This window comes from Alteromonas sp. MB-3u-76 (assembly GCF_002831605.1).
Classification (GTDB): Bacteria; Pseudomonadota; Gammaproteobacteria; order Enterobacterales; family Alteromonadaceae; genus Alteromonas; species Alteromonas hispanica.
Window position 1 is genome coordinate 683761 of the sequence record NZ_CP025115.1, and the last position, 15719, is coordinate 699479.

Here is a 15719-nt window from a genome sequence, read left to right on the forward strand (position 1 = left end):
ACATTCTATTAAAAGATTTTAAGCTACAATGGTGATAGAATCGCCAGCAAATTTCCAGCAAGCCCTTAGGTGTACACACAAGTGCAGTTACAAGGGGTTGTGTTTTAAACGTCTTACACTCTGAGAGAACATGTTCGATTTAATAACCAGTAAAGATAGCAACGTAAAAAATGACGTGCTTTCGGGTATAACCGTTGCCTTAGCGCTCGTCCCCGAAGCGGTAGCCTTTGCCTTTGTTGCCGGTGTAGAGCCTATGATTGGTCTATACGCTGCATTTATGATGGGGCTGATTACCTCTGCCATTGGCGGTAGACCAGGTATGATTTCAGGTGCAACCGGGGCTATGGCCGTTGTTATGGTTGCACTTGTTGCGCAGCATGGTGTGCAATACCTTTTTGCAGCCGTTATCCTAGCAGGGCTGCTGCAAATACTCTGCGGCGTGTTTAAGCTCGGTAAGTTTATACGCTTGGTGCCTTATCCGGTGATGCTGGGCTTTGTGAACGGGCTTGCTATCGTTATTTTCCTAGCTCAACTTGGACAGTTTAAAGTGGTTAACTCACTTGGCGAGCTGCAGTGGATGCAGGGTTCAATGCTGTACTGGATGTTGGGTCTTGTAGGCCTCACCATGGCGATTATTTATTTGCTGCCAAAGCTTACCAAGGCCGTACCTGCGTCTTTGGTGGCTATTGTAACGGTCACCGCTTTAGTGCACGGTTTAGATTTAGAAGCGCGTACGGTTATTGACTTCGTAAGAGACTTACTACCGGCTGATCAAAAAGACAGTGCCACCTTGGCGGGCGAGTTGCCAACCTTTGCTATTCCAATGGTGCCTTTCACTTGGGAAACGGTAATGATTGTGCTGCCAACGTCTATCATTTTATGCTTGGTTGGTCTTATCGAATCACTGCTTACTCTATCGCTTATTGACGAAATGACCGATACCCGTGGCCGCGGCAATAAAGAGTGTGTCGGGCAAGGCGTTGCTAACACCGTTAACGGTTTCTTTGGCGGCATGGGCGGTTGCGCCATGATTGGTCAAAGCATGATTAACATTAATTCTGGCGGCCGCGGTCGTTTATCCGGAATAAGCGCAGCATTAGTGCTTCTTGGATTTATTCTATTTGCAGCGCCGCTTATTGAAATGATTCCATTGGCAGCTCTTGTAGGTGTTATGTTTGTGGTAGTTATTGCTACCTTCGAATGGGCATCGTTCCGCATTGTACGTGGTGTTAACAAAGAAGATGCATTTGTGCTTTTCTTAGTTACCGGCGTGACGGTGATAGCCGACTTGGCCATTGCGGTAGTGGTAGGTGTTATCGTATCTGCCTTAGTATTTGCTTGGAAGCACGCCCGTCACATTGCGGTGAAAACACATATTGATGGCGACGACTGGAAGGTTTACGAGTTAGAGGGGCCGCTTTTCTTTGGCTCGGTCACTCACTTTAAAGACTTATTTGATATCGCAAACGACCCGGAAGATGTGGTTATCGATTTCAAAGAGTCTCGTATCTGGGATTCATCGGGTATCGACGCGCTAGACACTCTTGCAGACAAGTATCTTGAACAAGGTAAAAAGCTTCATATACGTCATATCAGTGACGAGTGCAGAAGCTTGTTGCGCAAGGCCGATAAGTTTGTAGAGATTAACGTGAACGAAGACCCTCGTTATCGCGTTGCGACAGACAAGCTAGCCTAAGGTTCTTATCAACATATTTGATTAATTGCACAAAGGCATTCGCTGGCGCTGATGTTGACGCAAGAGACACATCAGAGACATATAAGAGCTAAGTGAAAAACACAAAACCGCACCCGTGCAAACGCGTGCGGTTTTTTATTAAATATTCCTCACTGAACAATATCCATTTTGCCGTCGTAGGTCATATCACTAATTACTTTTTTGTTAAGGAAGGTTTTATGATTAATTACATTACGCTAGGCGTGAGCGATATTGAAAAGTCAGCGTCATTCTATGAATCTTTGCTGGAAGATTTTGGCGTTAAGCGTCTGGTAAATATGGATAGAATTAAATACATCGGCAAATCGATGAAAGAGCCCATGGTTGCAGTGTGTATTCCATGGGATGAGAAAGAGCCGTCACCAGGAAACGGCAACATGTTCTCTATCGCACCTGGAAATAAGCAAAAAGTAGACAGAATGCATGAAAAAGCATTGTCTCTTGGTGCAACATGCGACGGCGCGCCAGGACAACGAGTACCAGGAAAGTTTTATGCTGCTTATGTAAGAGACTTTGACGGCAACAAGATTTGCTTTAACTTTTTCGGTTAGGTGGGCGTACCGTTAAACGCTCAAATTGCGCTTAAAGCACTGGTGAGACACAGCACAGGTAAGCTTATGCTGCCTGTCGTGGCGCATGTATGACTTTTAACATGAAGCGCTGCCTTTCATCGAGGGCCCGCTCTTGCTCCGCTCGAGTAGTGGCTCGGTTGAATCGGTTTGTCCAGCGGTTGTATTCATTCACCGCTTCTAAGTCAAAAGAGCGGCCTCTAAACATAGCGCTCAATGTGTTTAGGTTTACCAAAGCTTGCTTGGTCAAGCGCTGCTTTCCGTCAAAATATCTTTTGTAGTTCATGTCTAACGCCCTTTATGCCGGTAATATAGCTGTATCGGCGGAAATATATTTTGCTAAAGCTATTTATAGTAATTCGTCCACAGACAGATAACGGTGTTTGGAGGTTATACAGATTGTTGTCAGAGGCTAAAATTGGTTTATTAAGGGCAAAAAATGATATTCTCTTTTCACTGTGTACGCTATCGAGATTCAATTAAAACACCATGCAGCTACCTTTTAGTGACTACATTAAAATTATTGGAAAAGGCCAGCGGGGCGGTCGAAGCCTTACTCGCGAAGAGGCGTATCACGCCATGAAAATGGTGCTTGCAGATAAAGTCACCGGCGATCAGCGCGGCGCTTTTTTAATGTTACTGCGTACTCGGGAAGAAACGCCTGAAGAAGTCATTGGCTTTGTGGATGCGTGCAGAGAGCTTATCGAGCCTGAAGTAAAAACTCTGGCTCCAGTGCTAGATATTGGCTGTTACGCTGGAAAACGCCGTCAGCTCCCGTGGTATTTACTTGCCGTTGCAGTGCTTGTTAAAAATGGAATGCGAGTAATGCTGCACGGTGCTCATGAACCTGGTTCAGGCCGTTTGTATGCCAGTGCAGCGTTACCCTTACTAGGCTTGCCTGAGGTACACAGTATCAGCCAGGCAAAACAGCAACTCGATGCACAGGGAGCGACCTATTTAGACTTATCATATCTGCTGCCTGCTCTTAACAGTATTATTAAGTTGCGAGAGGTGTTTGGGTTACGCTCTTGCGCGAACACACTGGCCCGCTTGTTAAATCCCACTGGCGCCAAATTCTGTGTTCAAGGGGTTTACCATATGCACCTCGATCACAAACATTGTAGGGTGAACGAAAATTACGAGAACATAGATGCCCTGTGCTTTCGCGGTGATGGCGGCGACCCTGAAGTCAATGGCGAGCGTGAAACAGAGTTGTTTGTTACTCGAAATGGTAAAACGGAAGAATATCAGTTGCCCGTTATCGCTAAGCGCTGGGCGCTAAAAGACAAAACCATGGCAGTTAGCGATATGCTAGACGTGTGGCATGGCAAGGCAAACAGTGATTATGGAGAGCAAGCTATTGTTAGCTCATTGGCAAGCTACTTAGTTTTGCTCCGCAGCATTGAGGTAAAAGATGCCATTGAGCAAGCCAACATACTTTGGCATGAGCGTGATAAAGCCAACCTGCCGTTTAGTGTTTAAAGCAACAGCATGCATTGGAACACGTCTTTTAAAATTAACGTGTAGTTGAGTCAACCAGCCACGCATTTTCGACGGCGATGTCCAGTTGCTGATTGACATAATTCCAGAGGGCAGGTGCACAGGTTTTCAGGTGAGCATTGCGCTTTTCTATTTGCTGACGCGAGATCTTATGGGTTGCCCAGCTGCCACCTTTGGCATTCATATTTTGAAACACGGGGAGCACCCTATCCATAGCCTTCGCAAACTCAGCGTCTGGCGTAGCTGCGTCTTCAAATTCTAGCCACAGCTGCAGCATAGTTTCATCAAACGGTGGGGGAAGAAGGCCAAATATCCGTTTTGCCGCTGCCATTTCTTTTTCAGCCTGAGCCGCGTGATCCTGCTGAGTGTTAAAGGCAAACATATCGCCAGCATCTATTTCCACCACATCGTGAATGAGGATCATTTGTATCACTCGCTGGATGTCGATAGGTTTTGCTGCATATTGGCTTAACATCGAGGCCATTAGAGCCACATGCCAGCTATGCTCGGCAGAGTTTTCTTCTCGGTTGTTATCAGCAGGTAGGGTGATTTTCCGTTTTACCGCCTTCAACTTGTCAAGTTCACAGATAAAGTCTGCAAACGAATCTACGGGTGTCATAACGTCTCTTATTTAGTGAAAACCGGTTCAGTAAACCATAAGCCAATAAAAAAAATGAGCGCTGTTACGGCGCTCATTTTGTCTTTCGTCTTGCGCGGTTTTACATACCGCACAACGATTAAGAAAAATTATTTCTGTTCAGATAACCACACAATCAAATCTGCAATATCATCAAAAGACATGTCAGATGTGAACGTAGGTTGATACTTGCCATTGATAATAAAGCTTGGAACGCCGGTTAAGTGTTCGCGGTTTTCGTCGATTTGCTGCTGGTTTTTACGCAACATGCTGTTTACACCAAAGCTTTTTGCAAGTTTGTCGAACTCTTCGCCGTCGGCGCCGTTTACAACAAAGATATTACGCAAGTCTTTCAAGTTGGTTATAGATGCTTTTTGCTTATGAATGTAGTTGAAAATAGCACCATTCATTGCATTTTCTTGTTTCATAGCTCGGCCAATAAGCATGGCTTTCGTTGCCGCGTCTTGAACATCAGGGCCAGTGAAACGCATGAAGTTCACGTGTACTTTGTTAAACGAAGTACCGTCACTTTTCTTTTGCTTTATTTGTTCAACAATTGGCTCAAATTGAAAGCAGTGCGGACACCAAAAAGAGAAGTATTCAGTAATAACTGGCTTATCAGTGGCTTCATCATTAATGACTTTATAATGCGTACCTTCTTTCCATTTTGTGGCTGGCTCTTGAGCACAAGCCGCTAACGGCAAAAGCATTGCCATGACAAACATTACTGCAAACTTTTTCATGGAATAAGTTCCTTTGTATTAAAAATATAAACTATCAAAAGATTATCACAGGCTTTATGCGTTAACTAGAGCGTGCCCTAGTTTCAACGACCAGCAAGCGAAAAAATACAACGAAATAATATCAGTTAAAACTTAACCCTTGATGAACAAGCATAAAGTGAAGTTTAGGACGCTTACTAATAGGTGGTGTAAGCGCCGATATCAACAGTTAAGCTACGTACTTCGTTAAGGTGTGTAGTTTACGGTTACCAAAGCACGACGTTCCTGACCCACATACCCAATAATATCTTCGAATTCAGTATCAAATAGGTTATTCACCTTCAATGACAACTGCCATTCATTACTAATACGGTAGCTTACATTAACGTTAGTAAGTGTATAAGCCGAAAGTGCAAGCGTTTGTGAAGGTGCGGGGAAGGGCGGAAAGAATGTATCAAACCGCGTCCCTGTATAAGCCAGTTTCGTATAAAAACTGAATTTATCAAGCCCAAAATCGGAGGAAACCGTTAAAGCTCCTTGATGACGGGCGCGACGAAGCTCAGTTGTATTTACAGCATCAACATCTTGCTGCGCATTAAGGTAACTGTATGAGCCCGTAACACTCACCATTTCCCCGCGCCAATTAAACTCTGCGTCTACACCGTCTCGTAGGCTTTCACCGTCAATGTTATCCGCGGTAAATGCGCCAGCGGCCGGGTCGAAAACGAAGCCGTTTATTTCATCTTCAAGCTGGGTGCTATATATGCTTACCTGTGTCGAGAGTGTTTCCCAGCGTGTCTTGATACCGACCTCGATTTCTTCACTTTTTTCAGGCATCAGGTCAGCATTGCCGATAAAGCTGGCGGGCGTAAATCCGAATCGCTCTGTGAAAGTGGGAGTTTTAACCGCCTTTCCGTAACTGGTGAAAACAGAGACGTTATTGTGGACTTGCCAAGTCAATCCGGCGCGATAGCTTGACGCATTGTCAAACTCACTGTTGTTGTCGAATCGAGCACTTACAGAAGTGAATACATTATCACCAAGGTTCCCGCTTGCTTCCCCAAATGCACTGTACGTTTTATCTCGCTGCGCTTGATTAGGGTCGCCAAATACCACAGGACCGCGCTGAGAAAATAACCGCTGTAAATATTCAGCCCCCGCCGCCACGTTCCAGTTATCGAGTCTGTAAAAATGGGTCCAATTGAATTCTACGCGTTCTCCCGTAGTTCCCCCAACATCGTCACCTGATGCTGTATTATCATTCTTATCCTTTCGATACTGTGCAGTAAGCGCTGAGTTGTAATCCGAATCGTGGGGCTGATACTCCCACTTAAGCTTTGAACTAACTTGAAAGCCTCGTGTGACATTATCTGAATCTGCCGGCAGGCCGGTGCTGAGGAAGTCGGTAGCATCGTAGTCGTTCTGATAATCTACCGCGCGAAGATACGCGTTAAGTAAGTGTTCGCTAGAGGCTTCAAAACTAACATTAAGTCCCGCTGTAAGGTTGTTGTAACCATCGTCTTCATTGCCGACACGAGAAATGTTGTCGCCGTCTGTTTGCAAGTAGCCGGCGTAGGCGTTAAGGCCAAAGTCATTATGCTGCGATGCAGTGTTAACACTGCCTTTATAAGTGCTTTGCGTACCCGCACTTGCCGACATGCTTACGTTTTTCGAAGGTTGCTGCGTCTGCCCGGCTTTGGTAGTGATGCTTAAAACGCCGCCAATAGCACCACTTCCCCAGCGGGCACTTTGCGGGCCTTTTAAAAGCTCAATTCGAGTCACATTTGCGGCAGTTAAATGCGCAAGGTCAATTAGGCTTCCTTGACCAATATCATTGGCAATAACGCCATCTATTAGCACCAATAAGTGGTTGGTTTCGCTACCTCGCACCCTAACTTCTGTGAGGCCTCCTGGGCTACCAGATTGAGACAAGCTTACACCGGGTAACCCGCGAATAAGTTCGGTAAGTTGCAGGGCTCCCGATGCTTTAATATCGCTTTCAGTTAAAACCGATACTGCCGCTGGAAGTTTGGTCAGTTCTATGGGTAATCGGGTGCCGGTGACAGTCAGTGTTTCTATATCGTCAGCAATAGATTGTGCAAATGTTGGTGTTGAAGAAATAAAAGCAAGTAGCGCTGCGCTTGCTGCAGCTTTAGTAATTGCAGTGTGTGTAAAAGATACGTCCATAATCAAAAATAATCTCTTATGTACTCCACCCGAGTACATGATTTAGCGGAAGCGAGAGGCAATGCAAAGCATTACCTAAGCCGTGAAGCACAGGCCGGTATCCGGGCTCTCTCGTTAGTCGCTCACATAATTGAAATCAAATATCTTTAATCAAACTAATAAAATCACTAGCATAAAAAAATATCTGAGGAGCTGTAACTCTTTTGCCTTCCCATCTACTCAGCAAGCATAGCACTTACGTTATAGACAGTGGCGTTTGAAAAGACATACTCGTTGAGTATTGAGATTACCGTTGCGGGGGCAGCATCAGCATCACACTGATTTCCCGTTTAACACAATCACTGGCATCTTGTTGATGTTAACCAACTGACACCGGTTCATGGGCACCTACGCGGGGGGGAGTATATAGCCTTTATTTAAGACTTTATATACTCCAAGCTGCTATATTCTGACGTGGAACGGCAGAAAGAGCCTTTAGTGAACACGTTATGGGATTACATTCCAAGCTTAAGCGGGGGCTCTTGAAGTGCAGACATTTGTTCTTTCAAGGCTAATATTTGCCCTTCCCAATATTTATCTTCAGCAAACCATGGAAAGGCGCGGGGAAAGGCCGGATCTGACCAACGGCGAGATAGCCATGCCATGTAATGAACCATTCGCATGGCTCTTAATGGCTCTATAAGCGAGAGTTCTGCTTTATTGAAGGGCTGAAATTCTTCATAAGCTTCAACTAATGTGTCAAGTTGCAATAGCTGCTGTTGTCTGTCGCCGCTTAGCATCATCCACAAATCTTGGATGGCAGGCCCCATTCTGCAGTCATCTAAATCGACAAAAGTAGGTCCATCTCGCCATAAAATATTGCCCGGGTGGCAATCACCATGAAGACGTATAGGCGAAGAAACGTTTTTATACGCTTTTTGTGTAGCTTCAATAACAGGGTTAAGAATAGCGAAAAAAGCGGTTTTTAAACCCTCTGGCAATAACTCGCTCTGCTCAAGAATTTTTTGCGGCTCTAATAAATAGCTCTCTACATCAATAGCGGGGCGTGAAGTGAATGGCGTGGCCTGCGCTGTTAGATGTATTCGGCCGATAAAGCGCCCCATCCATTCCAGCTGATCTAAATTGTCATTTTCAAACTGTCGGCCTCCCACTGAGGGAAAAAGGGCAAAGCGGTAGTCGGTATCAACAACTTTATGATGATGCAATGTGTTCTCATTTAGTGCCATGGGGGCGACAATGGGAATTTCATTGTCAGCCAGCTCTTTAGCAAAACTGTGCTCTTCTTGAATTTGTTCGTCAGTCCAGCGACCTGGCCTGTAAAACTTCACAACGTAGCGCTTGCCGTCTTCAGCAATAAACTGATAAACCCTGTTTTCATAACTGTTAAGCGCGAGTAGTCCGCTTTGAAGAAAAATGCCCTGGGTTTCCAGGGCATCTAATATCGTATCTGGGCTTAAGCCCGAGAAGGAGAAATCTGTCATCGATAAAGAAACTTAGTTGGCTCATCAACGGTTACCGTCTCACCATTTACGGTAACAGTAACACTGATGAATATGTCAGTGACAGTATCTTCCAGATTATAGGCGTCTGTTGCAACCGATATCGGTGTTGAGTAAACCGCGCTACCCTCTACCTCAAACTCTTGTTTACCAATATATTGATAATCGGGTAGCCCTTTTATTTCAACCGTATAGCTTTGACGCTGTTGAGTTTTGTTCAACACCTTAATGGTATATACGTTTTCAATAAGCCCTTCATTGGTTTCGCGGTATAGAGAGTTTCTGTCGCGAATAATATCAACTTCAACAGGACTACGGGTGTAGATATTGGCAAATAGAAGTCCGATCATGATGACGAGTACAACAAAGTAACCCACCAGCTTAGGTCGAATAATATTCGTTTTACCACCAGATAGCTCATGTTCTGAGGTAAAGCTAATTAAGCCTTTGGGGTAATTCATCTTTTCCATAACGCCGTTACATGCATCAACGCAAGCACCGCAGTTAATGCACTCGTATTGTAAACCATTGCGAATATCGATACCGGTAGGACAAACTTGTACACATAAGTTGCAGTCTATGCAGTCGCCAAGCCCTTTCTGTTTAACGTCTTCATGACTGAGTTTGCGTGGGCGAGGGCCTCGTTTTTCACCTCGGGTGGCATCGTAAGATACGGTAAAGGTATCTTTATCGAACATCGCTGACTGAAAGCGCGCATACGGACAAATATGGGTACACATGATTTCTCGCATATAGCCCGCATTACCGTAGGTACAAACAGCAAAAAAGATAACTGAAAAGCCAGCCCAGAATCCTACATTGAAAGTGAAGAAGTCGATAAAGAGTGCGCCGATAGGCGTAAAGTATCCCACAAAAGTCAGTGCGGTTAACAGTGCAACAACAACCCATGCAGTGTGTTTAGCAGTTTTACGCATAAACTTATCGGCATCCATCGGCCTTTCATCAAGCTTCATGCGTTTGTTGCGCGGGCCTTCAAATTTTTCTTCAAACCAAGTGTAGATATACACCCAAGTAGTTTGCGGGCACATAAAACCGCACCATACCCGCCCAGCAAAGGTAGTAACAAAGAAGAGAGCAAAGGCTGACACAATAAAAATATAGGCCAACAGAGTCAGGTCTTGCGGCCACAGAGTTAACGAGAATATGGTAAACCGCTGTTCGCCAATATCGAGCAAGACAGCTTGTTGACCGTTGTATTGAAGCCAAGGGATAATGGCAAACAGGCCAAGAAAGATAAGCCCAAAAAAGCGACGAAACGATTCTAAAGGGCCTTTCACAGCACGCACATAAATACGACTGCGGGAATCGTGACGCTTCCCCTGACCTTCACCTTTTGGCTTGTGGACCTTTACCGGTGTTACGTTTTTAACCGGTATCTGTTCATTCATAAAATAACCTTAGCTAACATCTTTAAGTGACATAAGCAGTATAACAGCAAGAAGAATGTCATAATTAATGTAGATCAAGAATACTCATTATGATCGGTCCTTTTGAACTTTCAGTCAATACTGAAAGTTCAGAAATGTTCATTGAAAAATATGCCTTCGTTAAAATAAGTCAAAAATAGGGTCAACACGCCCTAAAGCGTAGTTAGTAAAATACCAAACAGCTATATGCTGTGTGGGGCATAGCATTAAAGTTTTCTTAATAAGTTTTCTTAATAAGTTTGTTTAATGAGTGAGGCTTATTTAATGAGAATTGCGGTGCAGTATGATCAGCAGCCATCTGAGCATGCTTGCTGGGCAAGCTAAGATAAATTTCATATACATATGGTTGTTTTCCATACTGATGTATTACTATTAGTGTTCTTAAATGTAGAGAACATGGTGTAATATCACCGAATAGTTGAACTTTTAGTGGCTTTTTAGCCGTAAATTTCAACAAGACTTAGCTATGTAATTACATACATCAAAGCGGAATACAATGAACCACGCTTGCCGCAAATCCTATATATAGCTAGATGTTTTGCTATGTATAAGCGCACGTTAAAGGAATGATTAAACAGGCTGGCGATTATATTAGCTATTCAATTACGGTTATTTTAGAAAGGCTATGTAAGACATTATGTTACGTTTTTTCATTATTACTGCTGAAATTATTGTGCTCGTATTAATCTTACGATCGCCTTTCGTGCAGTATTTATTTGAAGATATTCAGCATTCTGTTTCCGACTGGTTTATTTCTATGTCTACTTTGCCAGAGCAGCGCGCGTTGAGCGGTTTGCGCAACGATATACTGCAGCAGCTAAAGCCATTAAAACCTTACCAACAAAACTATGTCGAACAAATAACCGTATCCACAGACAGTGTTAAACGTTTTTACGCAACATACTGTGAAAAAGACGACATAAACCCCAACTTTTCGGGAACTAAACGTGCTCAGCTGTGCCATACCATCATGCAGTCTTCTCTGATGAGAAAGCCACAGTAAAGCGACAACAGGCCGAAAAACGTTTGCGAGAAGACCTTAACGAGGAGAGTAAACGTGAATAAGTTACCTATTTCAGCAACCCTTATCTATTCAGCACTGTTCAGCAGCGCCTTAGTTTTTACCACCATGACGCCTGCTCACGCGGCTGAATTAAAAATAACATGGGAAGAACCAAAGTCTTATACCGACGTTAGGCCATCAAACGAGTCTCGTGTTCGTTTTCGCGAGCGCACTCTTGAGGAATTGGAATCGCATCTCGTGGAGTTAGCTGCGACGTTACCTGAATCACAAACTTTGACAATGGTAGTGACGAATATCGATTTGGCAGGGCAGGTATGGCCCAGTCAGTTTGTTGGCTTTGGTAATAACATGGGGCAAGACGTGCGCGTGATACAGCGTGTTGATATTCCACGCATGACGTTTAGCTATTCACTTACCGATAGCGATGGTGAAGTAATTAAAAGCGAAGAGGAATTTAGCCTTAAAGACATGGGGTTCATGGACACCAATACTCGCAATAATAGAAATGAAAATCTGTTTTATGAAAAAGCCATGCTTGATGACTGGTTTGACGACACGTTTGTAGAAAAAGAAAAGTAAAAGAAAGCATAAACAAAGAGGCCGCGTTGCTTTAGCTAAACAACGCGGCCTTTTTTATTGGTGCAAAAAACTGATTTAAAGCACAGTTAGTTCAGCGATTATAGATAATCGAACTCATCACCGCTGACGGCTAACGTACTTTCTGGTCCTGCTGTATAGGCTACTTTGTGAGCATCACGACGAGGTAAAATACGCTCCATATAAAAATCCCGTGTTTTTACCTTTGATGCCGCAAGTACTGCATTCTCTCCGCGCTGGGCTTTATCTGCCATGCTGTACCACAACACACCAAGTAGAGAGTAAGCGCTGTAGTTAAGGAAGTCACAGGCCGCTGATGCAGCTGTAGTCGCATCCATGCCCAAACAGTCAGCAGAAGAGGCGCGCCAGTCATCCAATAGTCCTTGAGCTAGGCCTTTGTCTTCTGCGTTTTCGATGTCTGCTACGAGTGCGTTAAACGCGTTGTAGGTAGACTCTAGCATTTGTCCGCCGTCGCGAGTAAGTTTACGTCCAATAAGGTCGAGCGCTTGAATGCCGTTTGTTCCTTCATAAAGCATAGCAATACGAACATCGCGCACAAGCTGCTCCATGCCCCACTCGCGTATAAACCCATGGCCACCAAAGATTTGAACACCAAGGTTTGTAGTTTCAAGGCCCATATCAGTCATGAAAGCTTTACAGATAGGCGTTAGGTATTGAAGCACATTCTCTGCGTTTTTCTGTTCTTCGCCGTCGGTGTGCTTTTCAATGTCCATAAACTTAGCGTAGAAAAGCGACAGGGCACGACAGCCCTCAATAAGCGATTTCTGTGTTAACAGCATTCGAGCCACATCTGGCTGAAACACGATTGGGTCGGCTTTGCCGTCTGGGTTTTGAATACCTTGAGGTGCACGAGACTGCACGCGCTCGCGGGCATATGTTAGTGCACCTTGGTACGATGCTTCAGCTGCCCCCAACCCTTGCAGGCCAACTTGGAATCGTGCGTCGTTCATCATAGTGAACATACATGTCAAGCCTTTGTTTTCCTCGCCAACTAACCAGCCGGTGGCGCCGTCAAAATTCATTACACATGTTGGGCTAGCCTTAATCCCCATCTTGTGTTCAATGCTACCCACTGAAAGACTATTCGCTTCGCCCGGCTCATTGCTGGCATCGGGCAAAAATTTAGGTACTAGAAACAAGCTTATTCCTTTAACACCTTTTGGTGCATCAGGTAAGCGAGCCAGTACTAAGTGAATGACATTAGAGCTCCAGTCGTGGTCGCCGCCGGTAATAAAGATCTTATTACCTGTAATTTTAAAGCTACCGTCTTCTTGCGGAAGCGCCTTTGTGCTTAACAAGCTTAAGTCGGTTCCCGCGTGAGGCTCGGTGAGGTTCATTGTGCCTGTCCACTCACCGCTAATTAGCTTGGCTAAATACTTATCTTTTAACTCTTTGCTCGCATGCTTTGTTACTGCCAGCGTGGCACTTTCGGTAAGCATGGTTGTTAAGCGCCAGCTCAAGTTGGCCGCGTTTAGCATTTCATGCACCGGCACTGCCATTGTGTAAGGTAAATCTTGACCGTCGTATTCTGCAGAGCCAAGCATGGCGTTCCAGCCATTCGCAACATACTCTTGGTAAGCGTCTGCAAAGCCTTTAGGGGTAGTGACCTTGCCATTTTCAAGTTTACAGCCTTCTTCGTCGCCTTCGCGGTTAAGCGGAGCAATAACGTCCAAGGCAAATTTGGCGCCTTGGGAAATAATTTCATTCGCCAAGTCACTATCGAAATCGCTAATACCTAGCTTTTGGTAATGAGCATCAAGTCCAAGCCATTCTTTTAAAAGAAACTGAAAATCAGCGGTAGGGGCGTGGTGTAGAGGCATGGATGACTCCTTTTTCAAACAAGTGTTTTAATCTCGCTATTATAGCCATAAAACAAGTGGTCAGAGTAGTCCGTTAATCGAAAGTTAATAATAAATATTATTTATACCACTTGGCTTTTTCTTGCATTTATCCATCTCACTGGCATGCTAACGCCCTAAATAAGGCGACATAGTTAAGGCGTAAAAAGCGTATGAGTAATAATAGTCCAGTATGCGTAGTAACGGGAGGCAGCTTGGGAATTGGCCTTGCGGTATGTAAAACCTTTGCTGAAAACGGTTATCGCGTGGTCAATTTAGACATCAGGCCTTTTGATGACACGCCAGCTCATTGTGAATGGGTAAGTTGTGATGTTAGCAAGGTTAGTGATGTTGAAACTGCGTTATCTTCTGTTGCCAGCAAATATGAACGAATTGATTCACTAGTGTGTAATGCAGGTAAGCACGTATCTGCCACTATTGAAGAAACCGATGAAGCCCTTCTAGACAGCGTGATTAATTTAAATATAAAAGGCGCTTACGCCGCAATTAAATACACATTGCCGGTGATGAAGTTGCAGCAATCTGGCGCTATTGTGGTAATGGGGTCAGATCAATCCTTTGTAGGTAAGCAAAACTCTTTCGCGTATGGCTTAACAAAATCTGCATTAGCGTCTATGGCTAAAACAACGGCGCTTGATTACGCATCATGTAAAATACGTGTGAATGCTGTGTGCCCAGGTACGGTGGAAACGCCTCTGTTTCATAACGCTATCGATAACTATGTGGCGAAATCTGGTGCAAATAAAGAGGAAGTGGTTGCTGAAGAAGCGTCAGCACAGCCATTAGGTAGGCTTGGGCAGCCAGAGGATGTTGCAGAACTCACCTATTTTTTATGCAGTGACAAAGCATCCTTTATTACAGGCAGCCTGTATGCGGTTGATGGCGGTTATACAGCGCAGTAGTGAATATGAATCATCATAATGCTGTGAGGCTGAGTATGAAAAGAGGGGAAGAAGATATGAAATGGATTGATCCACACATCCACCTTTTTGCACTAGCCCACGGACATTATGCATGGCTAAAGCCTGAAAACCCGCCGTTCTGGAGCGACAAGGCAGTAATAAATCAAACTACCTTAGAGCCTCACCTGTACGAAGGAAACCGAAACCTGCTCGCAGGGTTTGTGCATATAGAAGCTGGGTTTGATAACCATCATCCTTGGCGGGAAGTACAATTTTTAGAGCAGTACTGCAAAGGGCCATTTCGCAGCGTTGCCAATATTCATTTAACCGCAAACTCAGCGCAAGCAGATATCAATAGGCTGGTCCGCTTTCACTCCGTAGTCGGGTTACGCCATATTCTCGATGACGGTGCACAAACCATTTTGCGTTCGCCAAAAGCTTTACACACACTTAAATACATGGCGCAGCACCAGCTTTCTTTTGATGCTCAGTTAGATTTAACCGACACGGCAAGCGTCAGTGCATTAGTTAAAGTACTTGAGCAAGTTCCACACCTCACAGTTATGATAAATCATGTTGGAATTGCGCCCTCTAGCAGAGCCAATCTGGCTTATAAACATTGGCAGCATCATTTGCGAGAGCTTGGGCAGCACAACAAGTTGGCATTTAAATTTTCTGGTATGGAGATGCAGGAGAGACAGTGGTCGTGGCAGTATGCGCATGGGGTACTTTGTGATGTTATCGAAAGTGTACCTTTAAGTAAGCTTATGTTGGCAAGTAATTTTCCGCTATGTAACTTAAGAATGCCTTATTCAGAGCTTCTTCGTGGCTACGACAGGTTATTAAAGCGCTTCGATCGCCAAACAGCCGAGCAGTTACGATATAGCAATGCTTATCGCTGGTACAAATTTACTCCGCAAGATTTTGAAGAATAACACGCGCTAATAAGAGCCGGTGAATTGAAAGCAAAGTGGCAACGCAATGTACCACTTCGCTTTTAAGATGCCTGTTTTAAAGGT

14 protein-coding genes and 1 riboswitch are annotated in these 15719 nt (G+C 44.5%); of the genes, 7 read left to right on the top strand and 7 right to left on the bottom strand.

Annotated elements, in window-relative coordinates; all coding sequences use genetic code 11:
* Nucleotides 1-130 precede the first annotated feature (130 nt).
* Entirely contained in the window at nt 131-1696 is a 1566-nt protein-coding gene (locus CW735_RS03020; RefSeq protein WP_071978631.1) for a SulP family inorganic anion transporter, read from the top strand.
* A 218-nt stretch (nt 1697-1914) separates the two neighbouring features.
* Complete coding sequence (locus CW735_RS03025) at nt 1915-2286, top strand: VOC family protein (protein ID WP_071978632.1); 372 nt, start codon at nt 1915-1917, stop codon at nt 2284-2286.
* Nucleotides 2287-2350: 64 nt separating this feature from the next.
* Here CW735_RS03025 and CW735_RS03030 read toward each other — a convergent pair whose 3' ends face one another.
* Nucleotides 2351-2590 carry a hypothetical protein gene (locus CW735_RS03030; protein ID WP_071978633.1) on the bottom strand — a complete coding sequence of 80 codons (240 nt, stop codon included), beginning with the start codon at nt 2588-2590 and terminating at the stop codon, nt 2351-2353.
* A gap of 203 nt (nt 2591-2793) precedes the next feature.
* Between CW735_RS03030 and CW735_RS03035 the strand changes: the two genes are divergently transcribed.
* Nucleotides 2794-3786, top strand: coding sequence for a glycosyl transferase family protein (locus CW735_RS03035; protein WP_071978634.1), 993 nt, complete (start codon nt 2794-2796; stop codon nt 3784-3786).
* Nucleotides 3787-3820: 34 nt separating this feature from the next.
* Here the strand turns inward: CW735_RS03035 and CW735_RS03040 are convergent, their stop codons facing one another.
* The 5 genes from CW735_RS03040 to ccoG all read right to left on the bottom strand — a co-directional run bounded on the left by CW735_RS03040 (nt 3821) and on the right by ccoG (nt 10258).
* A complete protein-coding gene (locus CW735_RS03040; protein ID WP_071978635.1) occupies nt 3821-4423 on the bottom strand; it encodes an HD domain-containing protein in 603 nt (200 codons plus the stop codon).
* Nucleotides 4424-4551: 128 nt separating this feature from the next.
* Nucleotides 4552-5184, bottom strand: coding sequence for a thiol:disulfide interchange protein DsbA/DsbL (locus tag CW735_RS03045; protein ID WP_071978636.1), 633 nt, complete (start codon nt 5182-5184; stop codon nt 4552-4554).
* Nucleotides 5185-5409: 225 nt separating this feature from the next.
* Complete coding sequence (locus CW735_RS03050) at nt 5410-7350, bottom strand: TonB-dependent receptor plug domain-containing protein (RefSeq protein WP_100970901.1); 1941 nt, start codon at nt 7348-7350, stop codon at nt 5410-5412.
* Between the two features lie 75 nt (nt 7351-7425).
* A riboswitch (cobalamin riboswitch) is annotated at nt 7426-7742 on the bottom strand.
* A gap of 102 nt (nt 7743-7844) precedes the next feature.
* Entirely contained in the window at nt 7845-8831 is a 987-nt protein-coding gene (locus CW735_RS03055) for a serine/threonine protein kinase (RefSeq protein ID WP_071978638.1), read from the bottom strand.
* The gene (gene ccoG, locus CW735_RS03060) at nt 8828-10258 is read right to left on the bottom strand and encodes a cytochrome c oxidase accessory protein CcoG (protein WP_071978639.1); all 1431 of its coding nucleotides are present in this window, start codon (nt 10256-10258) and stop codon (nt 8828-8830) included. The genes CW735_RS03055 and ccoG overlap by 4 nt, the downstream gene beginning before the upstream one ends.
* 676 nt (nt 10259-10934) lie before the next feature.
* Between ccoG and CW735_RS03065 the strand changes: the two genes are divergently transcribed.
* Together CW735_RS03065 and CW735_RS03070 are read left to right on the top strand one after the other, a co-directional pair.
* Nucleotides 10935-11300 carry a hypothetical protein gene (locus tag CW735_RS03065; RefSeq protein ID WP_071978640.1) on the top strand — a complete coding sequence of 122 codons (366 nt, stop codon included), beginning with the start codon at nt 10935-10937 and terminating at the stop codon, nt 11298-11300.
* A gap of 126 nt (nt 11301-11426) precedes the next feature.
* Nucleotides 11427-11900, top strand: coding sequence for a DUF3016 domain-containing protein (locus tag CW735_RS03070; RefSeq protein WP_071981129.1), 474 nt, complete (start codon nt 11427-11429; stop codon nt 11898-11900).
* A 98-nt stretch (nt 11901-11998) separates the two neighbouring features.
* On the opposite strand, the gene CW735_RS03075 is transcribed toward CW735_RS03070, so the two are convergent.
* Entirely contained in the window at nt 11999-13759 is a 1761-nt protein-coding gene (locus tag CW735_RS03075) for an acyl-CoA dehydrogenase family protein (protein WP_071978641.1), read from the bottom strand.
* Nucleotides 13760-13950: 191 nt separating this feature from the next.
* Here CW735_RS03075 and CW735_RS03080 point away from each other — a divergent pair, with 191 nt between their 5' ends.
* Together CW735_RS03080 and CW735_RS03085 are read left to right on the top strand one after the other, a co-directional pair.
* Complete coding sequence (locus CW735_RS03080) at nt 13951-14700, top strand: SDR family NAD(P)-dependent oxidoreductase (protein WP_100970902.1); 750 nt, start codon at nt 13951-13953, stop codon at nt 14698-14700.
* 56 nt (nt 14701-14756) lie between these two features.
* On the top strand, nt 14757-15635 hold the full coding sequence (locus CW735_RS03085; protein ID WP_157812638.1) for an amidohydrolase family protein: 879 nt from the start codon (nt 14757-14759) through the stop codon (nt 15633-15635).
* The last annotated feature ends 84 nt before the right edge of the window (nt 15636-15719 follow it).